This is a genomic window from Agitococcus lubricus, assembly GCF_003051055.1.
Lineage (GTDB): Bacteria > Pseudomonadota > Gammaproteobacteria > Pseudomonadales > Moraxellaceae > Agitococcus > Agitococcus lubricus.
Genome location: NZ_QAON01000001.1, coordinates 114,732 through 136,346, shown reverse-complemented (window position 1 = coordinate 136,346; position 21,615 = coordinate 114,732). Strand labels below are relative to the sequence as shown.

At 43.2% G+C, this 21,615-nt stretch carries 24 protein-coding genes; 13 read left to right on the top strand and 11 right to left on the bottom strand.

The genetic code is table 11. The features are described 5' to 3' along the window. The first annotated feature begins 268 nt into the window (after positions 1–268). From C8N29_RS00575 to C8N29_RS00560, 4 genes are all read left to right on the top strand, one after another. Positions 269–433 (top strand): rubredoxin, encoded by a 165-nt coding sequence (locus C8N29_RS00575; protein WP_107864073.1) that lies wholly within the window; start codon positions 269–271, stop codon positions 431–433. 159 nt (positions 434–592) lie between these two features. Beyond that, complete coding sequence (locus C8N29_RS00570; protein ID WP_170106834.1) at positions 593–1,747, top strand: NAD(P)/FAD-dependent oxidoreductase; 1,155 nt, start codon at positions 593–595, stop codon at positions 1,745–1,747. A gap of 90 nt (positions 1,748–1,837) precedes the next feature. Continuing rightward, positions 1,838–2,305 (top strand): SRPBCC family protein, encoded by a 468-nt coding sequence (locus C8N29_RS00565; protein ID WP_107864071.1) that lies wholly within the window; start codon positions 1,838–1,840, stop codon positions 2,303–2,305. A gap of 212 nt (positions 2,306–2,517) precedes the next feature. Then, complete coding sequence (locus C8N29_RS00560) at positions 2,518–4,119, top strand: NAD(P)/FAD-dependent oxidoreductase (RefSeq protein ID WP_107864070.1); 1,602 nt, start codon at positions 2,518–2,520, stop codon at positions 4,117–4,119. A 118-nt stretch (positions 4,120–4,237) separates the two neighbouring features. Here C8N29_RS00560 and C8N29_RS00555 read toward each other — a convergent pair whose 3' ends face one another. Next, complete coding sequence (locus C8N29_RS00555) at positions 4,238–5,185, bottom strand: helix-turn-helix transcriptional regulator (RefSeq protein WP_107864069.1); 948 nt, start codon at positions 5,183–5,185, stop codon at positions 4,238–4,240. A gap of 404 nt (positions 5,186–5,589) precedes the next feature. Between C8N29_RS00555 and C8N29_RS00550 the strand changes: the two genes are divergently transcribed. From C8N29_RS00550 to C8N29_RS00535, 4 genes are all read left to right on the top strand, one after another. After that, on the top strand, positions 5,590–5,859 hold the full coding sequence (locus tag C8N29_RS00550; protein ID WP_107864068.1) for a hypothetical protein: 270 nt from the start codon (positions 5,590–5,592) through the stop codon (positions 5,857–5,859). A 230-nt stretch (positions 5,860–6,089) separates the two neighbouring features. Beyond that, a complete protein-coding gene (locus C8N29_RS00545; RefSeq protein ID WP_107864067.1) occupies positions 6,090–6,524 on the top strand; it encodes an SCP2 sterol-binding domain-containing protein in 435 nt (144 codons plus the stop codon). Positions 6,525–6,617: 93 nt separating this feature from the next. Next, on the top strand, positions 6,618–7,241 hold the full coding sequence (locus tag C8N29_RS00540; RefSeq protein WP_107864066.1) for a PH domain-containing protein: 624 nt from the start codon (positions 6,618–6,620) through the stop codon (positions 7,239–7,241). A gap of 83 nt (positions 7,242–7,324) precedes the next feature. Further along, the gene (locus C8N29_RS00535; protein ID WP_107864065.1) at positions 7,325–8,149 is read left to right on the top strand and encodes a M48 family metallopeptidase; all 825 of its coding nucleotides are present in this window, start codon (positions 7,325–7,327) and stop codon (positions 8,147–8,149) included. Here C8N29_RS00535 and C8N29_RS00530 read toward each other — a convergent pair. From C8N29_RS00530 to C8N29_RS00515, 4 genes are all read right to left on the bottom strand, one after another. Next, complete coding sequence (locus tag C8N29_RS00530; protein ID WP_107864064.1) at positions 8,138–9,214, bottom strand: YbjQ family protein; 1,077 nt, start codon at positions 9,212–9,214, stop codon at positions 8,138–8,140. The genes C8N29_RS00535 and C8N29_RS00530 overlap by 12 nt on opposite strands. 8 nt (positions 9,215–9,222) lie before the next feature. Next, complete coding sequence (locus tag C8N29_RS00525; protein ID WP_107864063.1) at positions 9,223–9,537, bottom strand: YbjQ family protein; 315 nt, start codon at positions 9,535–9,537, stop codon at positions 9,223–9,225. A gap of 90 nt (positions 9,538–9,627) precedes the next feature. Beyond that, positions 9,628–11,697 carry an ATP-dependent DNA helicase RecG gene (gene recG, locus C8N29_RS00520; protein WP_107864062.1) on the bottom strand — a complete coding sequence of 690 codons (2,070 nt, stop codon included), beginning with the start codon at positions 11,695–11,697 and terminating at the stop codon, positions 9,628–9,630. Further along, positions 11,694–12,581: a LysR substrate-binding domain-containing protein gene (locus C8N29_RS00515; RefSeq protein WP_107864061.1), complete on the bottom strand. Its 888-nt coding sequence runs from the start codon at positions 12,579–12,581 to the stop codon at positions 11,694–11,696. The genes recG and C8N29_RS00515 overlap by 4 nt, the downstream gene beginning before the upstream one ends. A gap of 240 nt (positions 12,582–12,821) precedes the next feature. Between C8N29_RS00515 and C8N29_RS00510 the strand changes: the two genes are divergently transcribed. Genes C8N29_RS00510 through C8N29_RS00500 form a run of 3 tightly spaced genes read left to right on the top strand, consistent with a single transcriptional unit; the run spans position 12,822 to position 14,289 of the window. After that, a complete protein-coding gene (locus C8N29_RS00510) occupies positions 12,822–13,091 on the top strand; it encodes a BrnT family toxin (protein WP_107864060.1) in 270 nt (89 codons plus the stop codon). After that, entirely contained in the window at positions 13,060–13,386 is a 327-nt protein-coding gene (locus C8N29_RS00505; protein ID WP_107864059.1) for a BrnA antitoxin family protein, read from the top strand. The genes C8N29_RS00510 and C8N29_RS00505 overlap by 32 nt, the downstream gene beginning before the upstream one ends. A gap of 3 nt (positions 13,387–13,389) precedes the next feature. After that, positions 13,390–14,289, top strand: coding sequence for an NAD-dependent epimerase/dehydratase family protein (locus tag C8N29_RS00500; RefSeq protein ID WP_107864058.1), 900 nt, complete (start codon positions 13,390–13,392; stop codon positions 14,287–14,289). Here C8N29_RS00500 and C8N29_RS00495 read toward each other — a convergent pair. The 4 genes from C8N29_RS00495 to gmk form a co-directional block, all read right to left on the bottom strand. Next, positions 14,275–14,655, bottom strand: a complete 381-nt coding sequence (locus C8N29_RS00495; protein ID WP_107864057.1) for a RidA family protein — start codon at positions 14,653–14,655, stop codon at positions 14,275–14,277. The genes C8N29_RS00500 and C8N29_RS00495 overlap by 15 nt on opposite strands. A gap of 50 nt (positions 14,656–14,705) precedes the next feature. Continuing rightward, positions 14,706–16,814 carry a bifunctional GTP diphosphokinase/guanosine-3',5'-bis pyrophosphate 3'-pyrophosphohydrolase gene (spoT, locus tag C8N29_RS00490; RefSeq protein WP_107864056.1) on the bottom strand — a complete coding sequence of 703 codons (2,109 nt, stop codon included), beginning with the start codon at positions 16,812–16,814 and terminating at the stop codon, positions 14,706–14,708. Between the two features lie 200 nt (positions 16,815–17,014). Beyond that, positions 17,015–17,272 (bottom strand): DNA-directed RNA polymerase subunit omega, encoded by a 258-nt coding sequence (gene rpoZ / locus C8N29_RS00485; RefSeq protein ID WP_107864055.1) that lies wholly within the window; start codon positions 17,270–17,272, stop codon positions 17,015–17,017. A gap of 122 nt (positions 17,273–17,394) precedes the next feature. Next, positions 17,395–18,009, bottom strand: a complete 615-nt coding sequence (gene gmk, locus C8N29_RS00480) for a guanylate kinase (protein ID WP_107864054.1) — start codon at positions 18,007–18,009, stop codon at positions 17,395–17,397. 289 nt (positions 18,010–18,298) lie between these two features. On the opposite strand from gmk, the gene C8N29_RS00475 reads away from it, so the two are divergent. After that, positions 18,299–19,633: a DUF3422 family protein gene (locus C8N29_RS00475; RefSeq protein ID WP_107864053.1), complete on the top strand. Its 1,335-nt coding sequence runs from the start codon at positions 18,299–18,301 to the stop codon at positions 19,631–19,633. Positions 19,634–19,704: 71 nt separating this feature from the next. On the opposite strand, the gene C8N29_RS00470 is transcribed toward C8N29_RS00475, so the two are convergent. Continuing rightward, complete coding sequence (locus tag C8N29_RS00470; protein ID WP_107864052.1) at positions 19,705–20,571, bottom strand: YicC/YloC family endoribonuclease; 867 nt, start codon at positions 20,569–20,571, stop codon at positions 19,705–19,707. 12 nt (positions 20,572–20,583) lie between these two features. Further along, a complete protein-coding gene (locus tag C8N29_RS17270; RefSeq protein WP_275656189.1) occupies positions 20,584–20,712 on the bottom strand; it encodes a hypothetical protein in 129 nt (42 codons plus the stop codon). A gap of 116 nt (positions 20,713–20,828) precedes the next feature. On the opposite strand from C8N29_RS17270, the gene rph reads away from it, so the two are divergent. Further along, positions 20,829–21,599, top strand: a complete 771-nt coding sequence (gene rph / locus C8N29_RS00465) for a ribonuclease PH (RefSeq protein ID WP_107864051.1) — start codon at positions 20,829–20,831, stop codon at positions 21,597–21,599. The last annotated feature ends 16 nt before the right edge of the window (positions 21,600–21,615 follow it).

The following is a 21,615-nucleotide window of genomic DNA, read 5'->3' as shown; positions in this document are numbered from 1 at the left end:
GCATAGCTTGTTTAGCCATAAAGTATGTTAAACTTGACATTGTATGATGTTAAGGTTTGCAAGCGCACCAACACAAAAAATCGCCCTTACAATCGTCATGAGAGTAAAATACAGCGATATTGCTGGCAAAAAGCGGGTACACGGTTTACGGGTTGCACAAATTGTTGACAAGTATAGCCATCCTCCCCCCTTGCCAGATTGCAAAAGCCTGCATTTATGCGTAGGGTAAGCGTTTTTATTTGTTCTAGCCAGTTTAGCGAGGTCTAATATGAAGAAGTGGCAATGTATTGTGTGTGGTTTTATCTATGATGAAGCAGTAGGCATGCCGTGGGATGGCGTACCCGCAGGGACAGCATGGGCAGATGTGCCAGCCGATTGGGTGTGTCCAGATTGTGGCGTAGGCAAAGACGATTTTGAGATGGTAGAGATTTAATCGCTATGTCTGGAAAAGGGCGCACACAGTTGCGCCTTTTTTATAGTTGAGTGGCTCATATTTTGACGTTATTTGACGTATTTTCCCTCTTTCGTAGCTTTCCACATGATTGATAGGATGGGCTAGGGATGAGGGTGATTATTTTATTGAGGAAAAATCATGGCATTAGTCATTATTGGTACGGGCTTAGCGGGTTATAACTTGGCGCGTGAATGGCGCAAACTGAATCCAGAAAAAGCATTGATTTTAATTAGCCAAGATGATGGCCGTAATTATTCCAAGCCGATGTTATCCACAGGTTACACCAAAGGGAAAACCGCCGACCAACTAGCGATGCAAAGTGCGGCGCAAATGTCTGAGCAGTTGAAAGCAGAAATCAGAACCTTTGCAACGGTAGAGGCCATTGATACGCAAGCAAAAACAGTGACTGTTGATGGTGTAAGCATTGCCTATGAGCAATTAGTATTGGCTTTAGGCGCAGACCCCTTTCAACCCCCTTTAGCGGGCGATGGTTTAGACCGTGTTTATACCGTTAATGATTTAATGGATTATGCTAAGTTTCAACAAGCCGCCGCAGGCAAAAAGCAGGTGATTGTCATTGGTGGTGGTTTAATTGGTTGTGAATATGCCAACGATTTAAGTAATGGCGGGTATTCGGTGCAATTAATTGAGCCTGTGGGACGTGTGTTGCCGGCCTTATTACCGCCTGTTGCCTCGCAAGCGGTGGGCAATGCCTTAGCAGGTTTAGGTGTGACGTTCCATTTTGGTGTCAGCGTTCAGGCCGTTTATAAAAATGGTGAAGGTGTACGTGCGGTGTTGTCGGATGGCCGTGAAATAGAAGGTGATATTGTCTTGTCGGCGATTGGTTTACGCCCCCGTATTAGCCTTGCTAAAGCAGCAGGTTTAGCGGTGAATCGTGGTATTGTCGTGGATAAAACCTTAGCCACTAGTCAGCCTGATATCTATGCCTTGGGTGATTGTGCCGAAGTAGAAGGTTTGGTGCTACCTTATGTCTTACCCTTAATGGCAGGTGCAAGAGCCTTAGCCAAAACCTTATCAGGTCAAACCAGTGCGATTAGCTATCCTGTCATGCCAGTCCAAGTCAAAACGCCTGTGTGTGCCGTGGTGGTTGCTCCCGCCTTTCCAAACATGCAAGGTGAGTGGACGGTAGATAGCCAAGAGGGGAACAACGTCAAGGCTTTATTTAAAGGTGCTGATGGCCAATTATTAGCCTATGCTTTAACAGGGGCATTTGCTGGCGATGCCGCATTAAAAGCCGAGTTGGCCAAACAAGTGCCTGCTTGGTTAAGTTAAACTGTCTCCTATGCTGATGGCTAAATCCCGTGTGTCCACGCGGGGGTAGCCATTGGTACGTACCTTGTTGACCCCATTAAGGAAATGTCGATGACAGCAATTGCGGTAAAACACGTATTTCAGGGCTCTTTAGATGAAGTCTTTGAGGCAGTAATCAATGCAGACAAATACCCGTTTATCTCTCGTTTAGCGCATGTTGAGCGGCTATGTTGTGCTCATAATGGCCAAAAAGATGGCATAGGGACACAGCGCGAAGTGGAATTAGGTGTTTTGTGGTTCAAAGAAGAGTTTACCGCTTTTGAACGCCCGTATCGTGTGGATTATCAAATTTTTGAAGCACGCCCCCATTTTGACCACATACAGGGCGGCTTTGCTTTCAAAAAAGTAGGACATAAACGCGTAGAAGTGACATGGTCATCGACTTTTTATGTTCCTATTAACGCCTTACCGCCACAAATCGTTTCCAAAGTCTCCGAGTGGATGGTCAAAGCCGCCTTTAAGTCTGCACTCATGGTACTAGACAAAAAATTACGTCAACAACGTAAAACCCTAAAATGACCTTGATTTACATGACAGATGACGAGGGATAGTGTAGTCAGCAGGCGCATTCTCTGGTTTGAGCAGTTATAATACGTGCCGTACTGACCTTGTTCTCACAGTTTTTAAGTTGATAATCATGCGTAATCCATGATTTGTCATCCCTCTATAGCTGAGCAACGAGTGTCTCTTTGCTGAATTGTCTGTTATTTTTGCCCCCGATTGGATTGCTCATGTTACGCCTGACCGAATTACGTTTGCCAATTGACCATCAACCCGAAGCCATCAAAACGGCGATTGCCAAAAAACTCGCTATTTCTGAGGCAGATATTCAGCATATTCATATTCATAAACGTAGTTATGATGCGCGTAAAGTTAGTCAAATTATTTTAATTTATATTGTCGATATTGACGTTAACCATGAAGCTAAACTATTAGCCAAGTTCAAAAATGACCCGCATATACAAGCATCACCGGATATGGCTTATAAGTTTGTTGCCCAAGCACCTAGCACCTTGAATGAACGACCGATTATTGTCGGTTTTGGCCCGTGTGGCATTTTGGCAGCTTTAGTGTTGGCGCAAATGGGTTTTAAGCCGATTGTCTTAGAGCGTGGTAAAGAGGTTCGTCAACGTACCAAAGATACATGGGGTTTATGGCGTAAAAATATCCTCAATCCCGAATCGAATGTGCAGTTTGGTGAAGGTGGGGCAGGTACGTTTTCTGATGGTAAGTTATATAGCCAAATCAAAGACCCACGTCATTTAGGCCGTAAAGTCTTAGAAGAGTTTGTCAAAGCAGGCGCACCCGAAGAGATTTTGTATATTAGCAAACCGCATATTGGCACATTTAAATTGGTAACGATGGTCGAAACCATTCGTCAAACCATTGAGTCATTAGGTGGTGAAATTCGCTTTCAACAAAAAGTGGTTGATGTGTTGATTGATAATGGCCAAATGCGCGGTGTGCGTTTAGAAAATGGTGAAGAGTTGCATAGCCGTCATGTGGTGATGGCGTTAGGCCATAGTGCGCGTGATACCTTTAACATGTTGCATGAACGTGGCGTGTATATGGAGGCCAAACCGTTTTCTATTGGTTTTCGTATCGAACATCCGCAAGGCATGATTGACCGTTGTCGTTTTGGCAAATTTGCAGGCCATCCCTTATTAGGCGCAGCCGATTATAAAATTGTTCATCACGCCAAAAATGGTCGTGCGGTTTATAGCTTTTGTATGTGTCCCGGTGGTACGGTGGTGGCGGCAACGTCTGAGCCAAATCGGGTGGTCACTAATGGCATGAGCCAATATTCGCGTAATGAACGCAATGCCAATTCTGGCCTTGTTGTTGACATTCAACCCAGTGATTTTGGCGATAACTCACCACTGGCAGGCATTGCTTTTCAACGCATTTGGGAATCAAAAGCCTTTGAGTTAGGCGGTGGTACGTATGCTGCGCCCGCGCAATTAGTCGGTGATTTTTTGGCAGGTCGCCCCTCAACCCAAGTCGGTAGTGTTGAGCCATCTTATAAACCTGCGGTCAATTGGTGTGATTTAAGCGTGGCTTTACCTGATTACGTGATTGCCGCGATGCGTGAGGCTTTGCCCGAATTTGACAAAAAAATCAAAGGTTATGCCATGCACGATGCGGTGTTAACAGGCGTGGAAACTCGCACCTCATCGCCGTTAAGAATTACCCGTAATCAACAATGTCAAAGTCTGAATGTTAAAGGCTTATTCCCTGCGGGTGAGGGGGCAGGTTATGCAGGGGGAATTTTGTCGGCAGGCGTTGATGGCATTAAAGTGGCTGAAGCCGTTGCGTTGAGTATGACGATGTAGGTAAAAACGACCCTTCGACTCCGCTCAGGGAGCGTTTTTCGTTGGTTGCCCTTCGACTTCGCTCAGGGAACAGAGTCGGGGTGGTTGAGCGGAGTCGAAACCATACTCACAAAAAATACTATAAAACTGGCTCTAACACCTCAACCGCATCTCCAAAACCACGCAACCACCAAACCAGTTGTTGCGTGTGTTTGACTGTGGCTTCAATCAATAGATGCGTATCATCTAATTCGGTAATTACTTGGTCTTCGCTGAGTTTACTTTCATATAAATGGTCGCCAACCACTTTGGTAAATTTAGCTTTTAAGCGAATACTTTCTCCCTCGCCAAAACCCAATGCGCCTGTTTGTAAATAATCATCTAAATTAAAGTCTTTAGGAATCACGACAGGACTTTTTAACAGGTCGGCATGATTAAACCGTTGCAGTGCAAATAAACGAATTTTGGCGTCATCATGGCGCGTGCAAATCAAATAAATAATATGGCCACGTTGCACAATACCTAAGGGATTTAAAATATATTCAGCCGCAACTTTGTCATAACGGCGTTGATAACTGACTTTGACTTGTTTATTGGCCAATAAACCTTCGTAAATCGCTTGTTGGGCTTGACGATTAACCGTCGGTGGAATGAGTGGTTGTGTGGGAGGAATAATGCGTACACAGTCTAACCAATGACGACCTTGATTATCGGCATGATTTACGGAGCGGCGAGCCATATCAAACCATGGACGGAGTTCATCTAATAAACTGGGCGGTAATAAATGGCGCAAATGTTCTTCGACCATCAAAAAAGTCACTGCTTGACTCGTAGTAATGTGTGGCAAACTGGAAATTTGCGCATCAGCACGCCAACGCCAACCCTGTGGGCTTGCGCCATTGTTTTCTAAAGGAAAACGCTCGGCTAATTGATTCAAATCCCGTTGAATAGTCCGCAAACTCACATGCACGCCTGCACGCTCAAGCATCAATTGTAAATCGGCAGTACCCATCCATTTGCCTTGTGGTAAATGCTGTAAAACTAACCATTGTCGATGCAGACTACTGGCTTTTTCTTTGCTCATCATGATGCAATTGCTCCTAATCGTTCTTATCTTTCAATCGACATTAATACCTTCTCTCTATAAGTATTTACGCTAAGGTATTGATGAATTCTCTGACAAAATAGCAGTTTGTTGCTTAAAAACAAGCCATTTTAGCCCTTTGACGACAATTATTGTCGCATAAACCTAAACGACACAGGCCGTCGCTATAGCGGCTTTAGCCGCTATGACTGACCAAAAAAAACTCGATAATAGATCTATCCCACGTTATCTATCTCACTTAAGGATAGACCACAAAGGATAAAAATATGCCCGTTTAGGACTCATACACAACGAACTTAGAAATACAACGTACATGGGGTAAAGCTCAACAATAGCCCCTGTATTGAGTCGTAGTGTCGTTTTGTGTTCAGTTGAGGAGAAAAATAATGTTAGCACTCACCATTATCACGACGCTTATTTTAGTTATGATGACACGCCATCGGATTTGGATTTATTCTGCGACGATGGGGGCTTTATTTGCCTTAGGTTTGTGGCAATTGATTTGTTTTTTTGATGCAATTTTGCCCCCTTCATGGCAGGCCTTTAACGGGGTATTGGCGGTGTTAATGGTGGCCATTGTCTTACTGCCTTGGTTGAATAGCCAAGAAAAACGGCTGGCCAAACAACAGTCTGAGCAAAAAGCCCTCAATAAATGATAAGGTTGACTCAAATAAAAACATGACGAGTCAGCAATGATAAAGTAATCTGCCCATCTTATGCTACAGTCACATGGTCATCTTAACATTGACATTACAGAGCAATATTGCCATAACGTCTGTCATCGCATGAACCGTATAATTGCTGCTAAGTAGCGGGTGCTAGTCATCCGCTATCCAAAAACAGCCTATATTTGAGTGTAATGACAACAACATAAGGGGGTAGGAGCATGACTAAATTTGATTTGTTATTGGTATTTATGGCTGGCCGTATGCAGTATTTGTCACATCATCATGCAGGTTTTATGGCGATGTTACACAATCGTCAGTTTGTCATTCAATTACAAACCAGTGATATGTCGTCTGTACGTTATTTTTCAATCAAAAACCGTCGTATTCGTTCGCATGCTCAAGCACATAACAAACCTGATTTTAGCTTAAGTTTTAAAGATGCCGATTACGCAGTGAAAATTTTGAGTAAGGCAACACCGATGGCCTTTATGAAAGGCATGCAGGAGGGCAATATCAAGATGGAAGGGGATTTTGGTTTGTTAATGTGGTTTAACAATGCGGCTAAATATTTACAGCCCGATGTGCCAAAACCTGTGCGTCAGGCTATCAAATGGGTGAAAAGCCAACGTCAAAATAAACGCCAAGCGGCTTAAATAAGGGATAGTAAACACCTACCATCATGTTGATATCGCAGAGTAGAATGATGGTAGAGGATTCGAGTTAATCATCAATAAGGAGAGTGAAGGATGTTTAAGAGTTTAGCTGCCGATGCATTAGGTCTGAGTGATATTGGCAAAATTATTCCCCCTGCTGAGTTTGATAAAACCGACGTCGATGATTATGTTTTTCATGAAGACAATGAAGAAATTTTTGTGGTCATCAAGTCTAAAATGGATGAATACTGTTTTACCAATTTGGCCTTTATTCACTTAAATGGCAATTTGGCAATTAGTAAAAAACGGATGTTAAATCGTTATTTATACAAACATTACAGCATTAGTGATGTACGAATGGAAACGGCGGGGACAGTCGATTTAGATGTGGAGTTGAAGTTTAAGTTAGGTGGGGCAGAGTTTTCGATTGATATTGATAAAAAACAAATCACTCAAATTAAAGCCATTTATAAAGCCTTATTTGCCATTAGTGAGCGTTGCAAAGAAATAGACAGAGATATGCACGTTTTGCAACGTACGCATGATGCGGTAAATGCGATGTTTGTGTTACGTGAATTGCCCGAAAATGTGGTATTGAACTTGCCTGATATTATTAATCAAACGGTGATTCAGGTGGAGGCAGGTTATCACGATAGACGCAAAGCCATTCAACAATATGATTTTGGTAGTGTGTTTAAGAAGTTTTTGCCGCGTTAATATCTCACTCACTATTATTTAGAGTGTGATGCTTTCACACTCTAGAGAAAATGCGTCTTTAACTGATATCAAGGGAATGTAACGTGCGTTATAGTAATCCACACTTACCAGCTTCAGAGTATACAGCAAACAATAAGCACGAATTACGAGAAATGTTTAAGTTACTCGTTATTGCTATATTAATTATTGCAGGTGTTGTCTTTTTGATAGACAGATTGGTTTATCTTTTTTCACCGTATATCCCCTTTTCATGGGAATCCACTTTAGTTGAAAATATTCCGTTAATTAATAAAAATATTGAGCAAAAACATACAGATATAAAAGCATTAAAACAAGAAAAAATGCTGCAGAAGCGCGTGGATATTATTGCTTCTAATATGAATTTACCAAAAGATATGAAGATTACCGCTCACTATTTGGAGGGGGCAACAGTTAATGCTTTTGCAACATTAGGAGGACATGTATTTGTTTATCATGGAATGTTAGAAAAAATTAAGTATCAAGAAGAGCTAGATGCGTTGCTCGCACATGAAATTGCACATGTCTACAAGAGGCATATTACGCAACAAATGAGTCGTGCAATTTTAATTTCAGTCATATTAACAACGGCAAAATTAAATCATTCAGGATTTGGGCGATGGTTATTAGGTGATGGCAGTAATATAGGACTATTAGCGTATTCTAGAGTTGCCGAGCAAGAGTCTGATGAAAATGCCTGCCATATTAGTTTAAAGTTACATGGTCATACACAAGGCGTCGTTAAATTGATGCAGCAATTGAATCTGGTTGCCCAACAACAAGGCTACGAGTGGACAAAATCACATCCTGATACCAAGAGCCGTATTCTATTCGCCCAACAATACAGACTAGGCGAACAGAAATTAAAGCCGATGAAGCTACTGTTTTAGCTTGTTTTTATTGCGACGTTCTTCGTGAAATTTGTCATATTTGGCAACTAGCGGTTTAGCGTCATACTGATAGAAAAATAGTAGGCCACGTTGAAGAGAAATTTTTATTTCAGAGCCTGTTTTTTGGGCATGCCAGTACTCATGCTGCTCATCAAAATGAATGATGGGTAGTTGATTGTTTTTAGGTTTAAGAGTCACATTTTCTTGTAAAATATATACCTCTTCTTTCATGGGCGAAGCAGTAATCGTATTCACTCTAAGCGCGATAAAATAGAAAGCAACAGTCATGCAGGGAATAAATAAAATAGACAAAATGATTTTATCTGAAAGGGGTAATTTGTCATTACCCGTATTGCTTCGTCTCCAAGCTAATATTGCTACTATGCCAGATAAAACCCAAAAAACAGTCCATGGCGCACCATTTACATAGCGTAGAGCACGCTCACTGACCGAAAAAAAGCTCTCCATGACAGAATAGATTGCTAATAGTAAGGTAGAAATTAAAGCGATTTGTGCATATTTATTTTTAAAAGTTTGATAGTTTGATTGTTCTCGCTCAGGAATAATAACTTTCTCGTAGTGTGCGATGCTATCCTTGACTAAACCTGTGTTAGGAATAAAAGCCGTACCATAAGCTAATACTTCGACTTGTGGCATTTCGCCTTGTTGTTGATTTGATAGTGGTGTTGTTTGGTATTTGACATTAAAAATCATCTGCGTGTTGTATTTTTGAGCTTGTTGTTTCATGCGTATGATTGCTTGACGCCTTGCTCGAAGTGTTAAATCTTCATAAACGCTATAATTACCACCTATAAATTTACGTAAACTTGATAAAAAATAGCGAAAATGGTCAACACTAATCACAGCACTACCTGCCACTAAAATCGGGTCGAGCGGCAGCGAAGATGATTGGTCGGGATATTTAGTCGCAAAAATTAGAATATCTTTGACTTGTTGTTCCTCAGTCTCTAATTGCTTGATATGTGCTTTATAATTACGACTACCTCTAAAATAACCCCACAATATCAAACTAATCACAAAAATCAGCTTAATCACTAATTCCATTTATCGTGTTACTCCAAAATAACTGCTGAGCCATAGGCGAGAATTTCTGCAGCACCACCTGTCACAGAAGTAGATGTATAGCGAATGTTTAAAATGGCATTTGCACCTATTTTTTCAGCCTGCTCAACCATACGATTAGTGGCTTGATTGCGTGCTTCAACCATAAGTTCTGTATAAGCAGTTAACTCTCCACCAACCACATTTTTGAGTCCTGCCATAAAGTCTTTACCAATATGTTTACTGCGTACCGTACTACCTTGTACAACGCCTAAATGTTCGACTATGGTTCTATTGGGGATGATTTCTAAATTACTGAGTAGCATAAAGACTCCATTTTATATTGTTATATGATGATTAATAATCCTAACATAAATTTTATAATACTTTACAAAAACTGAGTGTCTCAGACTTTTCTAAACCGCCACATACTTTGGTGCATTGGGTAGCCAACGCTGAATCAAGGCTTGTGCCTGTTGAGGCTGGTCTTTATAAAGCGTTTTGGCTAATTGCTGGGCAGTTTTTAGCAGTTTTTGGTCGCGGTGTAGGTCGGCCACCTTAAAATCAATCATTCCCGTTTGTTTAGTGCCCAAAACTTCGCCAGCTCCGCGTAGTTCTAAATCTTTTTCGGCAATCACAAAACCATCAGTAGTCGCACGCATAATTGCTAAACGTTCTTGTCCCATGTGTGATAACGGGGGTTGATACAGCAACACACAATAACTCACCGTACTACCACGACCCACCCGACCACGTAATTGATGCAATTGCGCCAAGCCCAAACGCTCGGCATTTTCAATAATCATCAATGACGAATTGGGCACATCAACACCGACTTCGATGACGGTTGTTGCCACTAACAAATCCAAATTACCCTGTTTAAACTCAGCCATAATCGCTTGTTTTTCGCTGGCCTTTAACTTGCCATGCACCAAGCCTAAACGCAGTTCGGGCAATTCTTGTTGTAATTCCTCATAAATCGCTTGGGCAGCTTGTGCTTCTAATTGTTCCGATTCTTCAATTAAGGTACACACCCAATAGGCTTGTTTACCTGTTTGGCAATTGGCGCGAACACGCTCAATCACATCCGCACGACGGGCATTGGGTAAAGCAACCGTAGTGACAGGCGTACGATTAGGCGGCAATTCATCAATGATAGAGGTATCTAAGTCGCCATAAGCACTCATCGCTAAAGTACGCGGAATAGGGGTGGCGGTCATAATTAATTGATGTGGACACATGCCCCATTGTTCACCTTTTTGGCGTAAAGCCAAGCGTTGTTCGACACCAAAACGGTGTTGTTCATCAATAATCACCAACCCCAAACGCGCAAACTGCACACTGTCTTGAAACAAGGCGTGTGTCCCTACGACAATATGCGCCTCACCGCTTGCGATAAGGGCTAAGGCGGCATTACGCTCTTTAACACCTTGTCTACCACTTAACCATGCAACACGATGACCTAAGTCTGTAAACCACTGGCTAAAGCTACGGTAATGTTGTTCAGCCAAAATTTCTGTGGGTGCCATGAGTGCGACTTGCCATTGACTGCCAATCGCTTGGCAAGCGGCTAAGGCCGCGACCACGGTTTTGCCTGCACCCACATCGCCTTGTACTAATCGCAACATGGGTTGATTGAGACTTAAATCGTGGGCAATTTCTTGCCAAACGCGGTGTTGTGCTTGCGTAATGGTAAAAGGTAGTTGCTTAAGAAATTGCGGTGCCAACGGGCAGTCTTGGCTAAATGAGGGTGCGCGTAGGGCTTGAACATGCTGTCGACGTTGCGCCAAACTGATTTGATGGGCTGTGAGCTCTTCAAAGGCCAAACGCTGTTGGGCAGGGTGCATGCCCATCATAAATAATTCACGTTGATGGTCGGTGGGTGGATGATGTAAGGTTTTTATCGCACTGATGAGAGAGTATTTGCTATTCAGATAGCTGGGCAATAACTCGGGCAAAGACTGTGGCGAGAGATAAGTTAAGGCTTCGTCAATGAGTTGCCGTAGTTTGGCTTGGGTGAGACCTTCAGTCGTAGGGTATAGCGCAGTCAAAGTCGCGTCAGGTAAGGGGGCATGCGCGCTGACGCGTTTATATTCGGGATGATACAGTTCTAAACCACTCTGTCCCAAACGAAACTCACCAAACACACGCATCAACGTGCCGCGTTTGAAATGTTCTTTTTGTTGAGGATAAAAATGATAAAAACGCAGTGTCACTTGTCCCGACCCATCACTGACACGCACCGCTAAGGATTGCCGTTTTCCTTGTGCCACTTCGCACTGCACAACCTCGCCTTCGATGAGCAGCGTCGCGCCTGCGCGTGCTTGTTGAATGGGTGTGATACGACTGCGGTCTTCATAGTCACGCGGTAAATGAAAGACTAAATCTTGTAACGTGAATAAGCCTAAGCGGGCTAATTTTTCTGTTAAAGCACTACCTACCCCTTTTAAGTGTTGAATGGGGATATGGGTCAGTAGTTGACTCATAAGGGGCGGCTTCCTGATAACTGAAGTTGTTGTAACGTGGATAGTAGCACACGAATGGTATTAGGACGGGGAAAGCGTCTGCGCCAAACCGCCATAATTTGTCGCGTGGGTGGGTGTAATAAAGGACGGGTAGTTAAACCGTCGTTAATCAGAAAAGGGACGCTAATCGCAGGAATAATGGTTAAGCCCAAGCCATTAGCGACCATAAAACGAAGCGTTTCTAAGGAGTTCCCATTGTTTAATTTGGGATTATTCATCGGGCAAGTGGCGAGACTTTGGTCTCTAAAACAATGGCCTTCGCCTAACATCAGCATGGGGGCTTCTGCGAGTGCTTGGTTGTCAATTTGGCTTTGTGTTTGCCACGCATGCTGTTTGGGTAAGAGTAGTAAAAAGTCTTCTTCAAATAATAGTTGGTGTTGGGTCTCAATTTGCTCAAATGGGCTGGCAACCAAAATCATATCCAAGTCACCTTGGGCTAATTTTTCACTTAAGACATGGGTATAATTCTCTTCGAGATATAATAGTAAATTGGGCGCACTTTGGTGTAAGGCAGGAATTAAGCTAGGAAAAACATAAGGCGCTACGGTAAAAATAGCGCCTAAACGTAAGGGTTGTGCAAATTCATCGTGTTGCGCTTGCGCAATGTGTTTCAGATGTTCGGCCTCGGCCAATACCACCCGTGCTTGTTCAATAATGCGTTCCCCTGCGGGTGTGACTAATACGTCATGTCGGTGGCGTTCAAATAATGGTAAACCCAGCTCATCTTCGAGTTTTTTGATAGCAATACTCAGGGTAGGTTGGGACACAAAGCACGCGGCTGCGGCTTTGGCAAAATGGCGTAATTCGGCAAGCGTCACTAAGTAGCGTAGGTCGGTTAGGGTCATAGTTTTTAAGAATTAGATTTTGAATATTGATTGTTTTAGTTTATGAGTGAATAGTGAAAATGGCAAATATCTTGTTAAACTAATCTTTTTTAACTGTATAGGACTTACGCGGTTATCGCTTATTTGCTCACTAAATAATCGCACTTTGCGATATTTAGCTCACAAAACGCGTTAATTGCAGCACAATGCGTAAGTCATATATATTATTATCTATACTATCAGCAAAGAGTTTATCAAAAAGTGCGTTATGTATGGGATGAAGCTAAAAGACAAAGTAATCTTAAAAAGCATGGTTTAGATTTTGCGGATGCTGAGCAGGTTTTTAATAATCCTTTAGTAACTTTTGAAGATAATCGTATGGCTTATGGCGAACAACGTATGATTGCTTTGGGCTTATTAAAAACACTGATTGTAGTTGTGGTGCATGTTGAAGATGACCAAACTATTCGTATTATTTCGATGAGAAAGGCTAATCGTCATGAAACAAATCTCTACTATCAAAACCTCTGATGAAGATATGGATGAATATCCTGAAATAACACAAGCTGATTTTGACCGTGCCAGTTATAAAGTAGCAGGTCAGGTGGTTAATAAAGAAGTTTGGCAACAAGCGGTACAAACCAAACTGAAAAAAACGAAAATCAATATCACCTTAGACCCTGATATTGTGGCATATTTTAAGGACAAAGCAGGTGGACGAGGTTATCAAACCTTAATTAATGCGACTTTGCGTGAAGCAATGAATCATCACACGTTGGAGGACACTTTGCGTAAGGTATTGCGTGAAGAGTTGAGGCATGTTTAATAGATGGCAAATATAAATTCGTTTACCCCCCTCAATCCCCCCTTATTAAGGGGGGAGGCCGATAGGCAGGGGGGGATTTTATTAATTGGCTGTGGTGATGTGGGTTTACGTTTGGCTAACAAGCTAATCAGTATCGGTCATCAGCTAACGATTATTAAACGTTCACCTTTAGAGTTGGCAGGTGTAACGGTGATTAATCAAGATGTGAGTCAGCCTTTTAGCTTGTCCTCGTTATCGCCTGATTATATCTTTATTATTTTAAGCCCAAGTGCATCAACTCCAGAAGCCTACCAACAGGTCTTTATGGATGGCTTAAAAAATATTGCTCAAGCCTTGGCACATCATCAGCCTAAGCGCGTGTTTTTTGTCTCGTCAAGCAGTGTTTTTGGTCAGGATGCAGGGCAGTGGGTCGATGAACAAACGCCGCCCGAAGTGGCAGGTTTTAATGGTCAGATTTTATTGCAAGCCGAAGCCTTATGTTTGCAAACATGGCCAAGCACGATATTACGATGTGCAGGTATTTATGGTGAAGGGCGTTTGCGTTTAATTAATTGGCTAAAAGCGGCAAAACCTGTAGAAACAGGCTTGTGGTCAAATCGTATTCATATTGAGGATGTGGTGGGGATTTTGTTGCATTTGCTGGCGGTTGCCCAAACGGAGCAACACTTATCACCTGTTTATTTGGGAGTGGATGATTGTCCTGTTTTGCAAGCTGAGGTGTTGGATTGGTTGGCGGAGCAGTTGGCTTTAACGCCTGTCCCTAAAACTAATACTGCGCCACGTAATAAACGTTTGAGTAATCAAGCACTTAAACAATTAGGCTATGTTTTTCAATATACCGATTATAAGCAAGGCTATCGCTCATTAATTGACGATAGCCGTGCGGCTTTAAGCGAGTTCTAAAATACCATCCATTTCAACCAACGCACCTCTTGGTAATGAGGCAACACCAACCGCTGCGCGTGCAGGATAGGGTTGGCTGAAATAACGTGCCATGATTTCATTGACTAAAGCAAAGTGGCTTAAATCGGTTAAGAAAATATTTAATTTAGCCATGTCTTGAAGGCTACCACCTGCGGCTTCACAGACGGCTTTAAGATTCTCAAATACCTGTACAATTTGCGCCTCAATCGTGTCTTTTAATTGCATCGTTTGAGGGTCTAATGCAATTTGACCCGACAAATAAACGGTATTGCCCACTTTGACGGCTTGAGAATATGTACCAATCGCGGCAGGGGCATGTACAGTACTGATAATCGTGCGAGACATAATATGTTCCTAAGGACAGTAAAATAGAGGGGTTAGTGACCTATCTTAACTTATGCGCGTACACGCGTGACTTTTTCAACACCCGTTAAAATACGAATACGCTTGATAATTTGGGCTAAATGAATGCGGTTTTTGACGGTTAAGCTCATACTGAGAACGGCGTGATGTGAGCCTTTTTCTTGCATGTGTATGCCTTCAATATTGGCTTCGCTAATGGTCACTTCGCGGGCAATTTCAGCCAGCATGCCGCGTTGATTGGCTAGCTCAATGCGTAGTTCACTTTGAAATTCACGGCTAATATCTTTAGACCATTGAAGTGGCATACATTTATCGGGATTGTCGCGTAGTTCAGAGACAAGGTTATTACAGACATCACGGTGAATTACAATGCCCCTGCCTGCACTCAAGTGACCAATAATGCTATCACCGGGTAAAGGCCGACAACAACGTGCATAAGACACGACTAAACCTTCAGTGCCGCTAATTGCTAAGTGCCGTGTTTGTGGTCGTGCTTGCTCTTTGGTATCTTCAGGTAACAATCGACGAGCTACCAGTTGTGGCGCACGATTTCCTAAACCAATATCCTCTAAAAGCGCATCTAAATTCGCAAAATTCAGTTCGGTGAGCACTTGTTGAATCAAATGCCGATTGACTTGATTGAGGCGTGTCCCATAAGCAGATAAAGCACGGTCTAATAAGCGTTGTCCTAATTCTACAGATTGTGTGATTTGTTGGTCTTTTAGGAAGTTACGGATATTCGTGCGAGCCTTGCTGGTGATGACAAAATTTAACCAGTGAGGATTAGGTGACACACCAGGTGCAGTCACTATTTCGACTGTTTGTCCCGTTTCTAGGATTAAACTTAAGGGGGCAAGTCGGGAATCCACTTTAGCGGCTATACAACTGTTACCAATATCAGAGTGTACGGCATAGGCAAAATCGACAGGTGTTGCGCCTTTAGGCAGGGTTAAAATACGGCCTTTAGGGGTAAATACATACACTTCGTCAGGGAATAAGTCAATTTTTACATTTTCGATAAAGTCTAAAGAGTTACCTGCGGTTTTTTGTAGTTCTAGGAGAGATGACATCCATTCGCGGGCGCGCGCTTGTGAGGTATTCGTGAAGCCGTCTTTATACAGCCAATGTGCAGCAATCCCGTTGTTGGCCATAGCTTCCATCGCTTCGGTACGAATTTGAATTTCGATGGGGACACCACGTTGGCCTTTGAGCACACTGTGTAACGACTGATAACCATTGGCTTTGGGAATCGCAATATAATCTTTGAATTTACCGGGAATGGGTTTATATAAATTATGGGTCGCACCTAAGGTACGGTAGCAAGTGTCTACACTGTCGACAATGATTCTAAACCCATAAACATCCATAATTTCATTGAAAGATTTATGTTTTTCCTTCATTTTTTGGTAAATGCTATACAGGTGTTTTTCGCGGCCAATAACCCGCGCGTTGATGCCTTCTTCGGCAAGACGTTTTTTGATAGCTTCTTGAATGGTATAGACCAATTCTTTGCGATTACCATGTGCGACTTTGACCGCTTTTTGAATCAGCGGCGCTCGCATGGGAAAGAGAGCATAAAAACATAAATCTTCTAATTCGACACGTACTGTATTCATCCCTAAGCGGTTGGCTAAAGGGGCATAAATATCCAAAGTTTCTTGGGCAATACGGCGACGTTTTTCGGGTTTTAGCACATGCAAGGTACGCATATTGTGTAAGCGGTCGGCCAGTTTGACAATAATGACACGAATGTCTTGGGTCATGGCCAACATCATTTTGCGTAAATTTTCGGCTTGGGCTTCCGCTTTAGAAATATGTCCCACTTTTTCGAGTTTCGTCACGCCATCGACAAGTTCAGCTACTTCTTGACCAAACAGTTTGCTCAATTCGTCTTTAGAGATGCCAGTATCTTCAATAACATCGTGTAGCATAGCAGCCATCAGGCTTTGATGGTCCATGTGCATTTTGCTGAGAATGTCAGCAACGGCTAAGGGATGCGTAATATACGGGGTGCCATCGCGACGGCTCTGACCTTGGTGGGCTTGGTCGGCAAACTGATATGCAGCACGGACTTCAGCTATTTGCTCAGGGGCTAAATAGCTGCTGAGATGTTGACATAATACATCTAGTCCAGCACTCATAGGGTCTCAGTGTCGTCTTACAAGATAGGAGAATTTGGACTTAGGTACTGTCGTACACTAAGTCCTATAGATGTAACACAATATGACAGTTTTGTGTGAGTTTTTACAACAAAAACTTAAGCACTGTTTAATTGTTGATGACCGAATGCGTCTCGTTATCTTCAATCAATGGTATTGTGTGTAGTGCGGGCTGTTGGGTCTTAGAAACTGGGGTGTTCTAAGGCGGCTAACATATCGTCGTCGCGGTCTTCTTCGACTTTTTGACTTAAAATATGACGGTCAATATGACCTGCTGCAATTTCACGTAATGCCATAACCGTGGGTTTGTCATTTTCCCAAGGTAAGTACGGTTCTTTGTTACCACTTGCTAACTGACGAGCGCGTTTTGCAGCAACTAATACCAATTCAAAGCGGTTATCGACCGCGCCTAAACAATCTTCTACAGTAACACGAGCCATGTTAACCTCTGAATGAACGGGAGCTTTGATGAGGCCGAATCATCAATCAGTGCGCGTGAACGCGGCATGCTGATTCAGCCAAATCATAAAATAATTAGCCAATCGTCGATTTTAGGCCAGCTTTATTCAGACAACAAGCCTTCTATACGTTTTGCATGACGAATTGTTTGTATCGATTGCCGTAAGCGCGAGGCCTGCACAATCGCTTGTAAGTCAAATAGGGCGGTATCAAAATCATCATTGACCACCACATAGTCAAATTCAACAAAATGGCTGATATCTGCCACTGCGCCGTTGAGACGCTGGTCAATCACGGTGTCGCTATCTTGCCCGCGATTTTGTAAGCGCTCACGCAGTGCTGCACGTGATGGGGGAATGATAAAAATAGACACCGCCTGCGGATATTGTTGACGTACCTGTTGTGCCCCTTGCCAATCAATTTCCAAAATAATATCAATGTCTTGCTTTAGTGCTTGTTCGACAGTAGATAGCGCCGTGCCATAGTAATTACCAAATACTTCGGCATGCTCTAAAAATTGCCCTTCACCAACCATCGCCATAAACCTATTTTTATCAACAAAGTGATAATGCACGCCATCTAGCTCACCAGGCCTTTTGGGGCGTGTGGTATGAGAGATAGACACCTTCAGATGAGCACTATTTTCTAGTAAGGCTTTAACTAAGGTCGTTTTACCTGTGCCAGAGGCCGCAGAAACAATAAAAAGAGTTCCAGACATAAGGGTACTGAACCAAACGCAGAAGTGAAAAGTCAAGACGTAGGTGCAGAGGGAGTCTCTGTCTACCGTCGTCGCCAAGCAGTTTTATAGCTAAGTGTGCGCCAAGATAAGGCCGATGTCCAATCATCATCGTTGACTTGGCGGACTAATTGCATCTGTTTGTGAAGTATGTCTACGTGACGATGAGGCTACACATGTGCACGCAGCACGGCGCGTCATGACCAAGATATGCTAATATATGTCTCTTTTTGGTGCTTGGGTCAATTTGCCCTAATACGGATATGTCGATATGACTGAGTTTATTAGCCCTTCTTATCCGCTTAAACCTGCGATGCAAATGGATAATTTGAGTTTACGTTTTTTTCAAGAACGTGACCGCTTATTTAATGAATTGCATACGCGCCCATTTCCTATGTTGGAAGAGGGGGCACGCGTCTCGCAATTAGCGATATTGCACCGTCAAGAAACGGCAGAGGCGGAGTATCGTCATATACAACAGTTGTGTGAGCGCTATTCGGTCATTCCACCCGCTCAAGGCTCATCGTGTTATTACCAGAGTTTTGGTGGGTTTGAGTTGCGTTGGGAGCGGCATACCGAGTTTTCCACATATACCTTTATTTGCCGTGCCGACAAAACAGAGCCGTTTTTACGTACGGCGTTGTCTTTATTACCCAGCGCATGGTTGGCAGAGTTACCAGGTGAGATTATCAGTGGTCAGCACATTGAAGTGTTGGACATGCCCGAACAGATGTCTGCACCCGATGCCTTACGTCACCATTTTGAAGGCCATCGTTTAATTAGTTCATGGATTGGCGACCGACAAGCACGACTATGGACAGCGTATCGTATTCACAGTGATGGTTTTGGCCGTATTTTGATTCAAAATAGCGACCTAAATGCTTGTCAAACAGGCCGTTTGGTGCGTCGTTTGTTTGAGTTAGAAACCTACAGAATGATGGTGTTGTTAGCTTTTCCTATGGCTAGGGGGATTGCTCCCGAAGTTGCAGTGATGGATAAAGAATTAGCTTCTATCAATCAACAAATCAACGCCATTAAAGGCTTAGAAGATGAAAGACGCTTATTGGGTCAACTATCTACTTTAGCCGCACGCATAGAACAACTTATTGCGGATAGTAATTTTCGTTTTTCGGCGGCACGTGCGTATTATGATTTGGTGATTAGCCGTTTAGAGGATTTGCGTGAGCAAGAAGTCGCGGGTTTACAAACATTTAATGAGTTTTTGCGTCGACGTTTAACGCCTGCATTTAGAACCTGTGAGTCGGTCAGTGAACATTTAGACGATTTGTCTAAACGTATAGACCGTGCCAGCGAGCTATTACGTACCCGCGTTAATTTAACGTTAGAGGCACAAAATCAAGACTTACTACAATCCATGAATCAGCGCAGCAAAGTGCAATTGCAACTCCAACAAGCGGTTGAAGGTTTGTCGGTGGCTGCGATTAGTTATTATTTGGTGGGCTTAATTAAGTATACGGTAGGCTCGTTTGCCGACATGGGTTGGTTAAGTCATCCCGAGTTATGGGTAGGCATGAGTGTGCCTGTTTGTGTATTTTTGGTATGGCGGGGCGTGCATAAATTACACGAACGTATAGACCATAACTGAAGTGAGCATGCTGACGTTGGTTAGCCTAACGTCAGTCATTTTGCGATGATGCCTGACAGACACTATTGCGGCTATTCTACGTTCTGAATCTGCTCACGCATTTGCTCAATCAAGACTTTTAGCTCAACAGACGACAAAGAACTGTCGGCACTGACCGATTTAGAACCCAATGTGTTAGCTTCGCGGTTGAGCTCCTGCATTAAAAAATCCAATTTACGTCCTATGGCGCCGCCTAACTGTAAGACGCGACGTATTTCCAGAACATGGGCATTTAAGCGGTCTAACTCCTCGGCGACATCTATTTTGTGGGCAAACAACACCATTTCTTGCTCTAAACGGTCGGCACTGAGTTCGGCCTTAATTTCTTGTAAACGCACGTTTAAGCGTAAGCGATAGTGCTCAATAATCAGAGGCATACGTTGTCTGACTTTAGCGCATTCTTCCTCAATGGCACTGAGGCGTTGATTGAGTAGTTGTCGAATCGCTTCGCCTTCGCGTTGCCGCATAGCGACAAATTCCTGTAACGTTTGTTCAAATAGACTCAGTGCCGCCGTACTCACGGCTTGTTGATTAGGAGGAGTAGCACATACCACCCCAGGAATGCGTAAAATATCTGCCGCATTTAACGGAGCCGCATGGCGGGCAAGCTGGTCAATTTGACTGGCCGCCTCCACTAAACGTGCGGCTAAGTCTTGATTGATGTGAATGCCACTCGGATGATTTTCTGCAGCCTCATGTCTGACCCAAATATCTACTTTGCCCCGACTTAACTGTTGACGTAACTTTTCTCGTAATGGTGTTTCTAAATCGCGGATAATATCTGCCAAGCGTAGATTGGGTTCTAAATAACGGTGATTCACAGAGCGAATTTCGCAGACCAATAAGCCAAAATCCCCGCGTAATTCACGATGGGCAAAAGCGGTCATGCTATACATCATAAAAACACCTTTTCAATTAGAGGTAAAAATATCCATATCATGACAAGCACACACAGCGATGTCGCTAAAAATAATCCATGAAAAAATGTATTCTTCAGCACTGATTGTAGCGGCTAAAGCGTATAATTTCTGTAGTTTCATGAGTCAGGATTCAAGTCATAGTGTATAAGCCATACATTTTTCGCGAATCGACAGACGAGACCTGTATTCACGCAACATTTCACGCGGTGTCATTATTCAAGATGAGGAGCAAACAGATGGCAAATTTACAACAGGCTTTGGCGGCATCTATTCCCAAAGATACCGTATTCAAACGTGTCGGCGGTCGTGATGCTGACCAATTACGTGCCATCAACATTACGCGCCAATATACGAAACATGCCGAAGGTTCTGTGTTGGTTGAGTTTGGTGCGACCAAAGTCATCTGTACCGCCTCTGTAGAAGCGGGTGTACCACGTTTCTTGAAAGGGAAGGGCGAGGGCTGGGTCACGGCAGAATATGGGATGTTGCCACGCTCTACGCATACACGTAATGAGCGTGAAGCAGCCAAAGGCAAACAAGGCGGTCGTAGTTTAGAGATTCAACGCTTAATTGGCCGTAGTTTACGTGCCATGGTGGACCTAAAAAAACTGGGTGAAAATACCATTCTGATTGATTGCGATGTGATTCAGGCAGATGGCGGCACACGTACCGCATCAATTACAGGGGCTGCCGTTGCTTTGGCAGATGCCTTAAACTATATGCTCAACAAAAAAATGGTCAAACAAGACCCGTTACGCCATTTAATTGCGGCGGTTTCGGTGGGGGTGGTTAAAGGGCAGGTGGTATTAGATTTAGACTATGATGAAGATTCTAATTGTGAGACGGATATGAATGTGGTCATGACACAATTAGGGGGCTTTATTGAGGTACAAGGTACCGCAGAAGGGAAGCCATTTACCCGTGAGCAAGCCGATGCCATGTTAGCATTGGCAGAAAAAGGCATTCAACAATTGATTGTGCATCAGCAACAAGCCTTAGGTTGGTAAGTGCTACGTGATGACA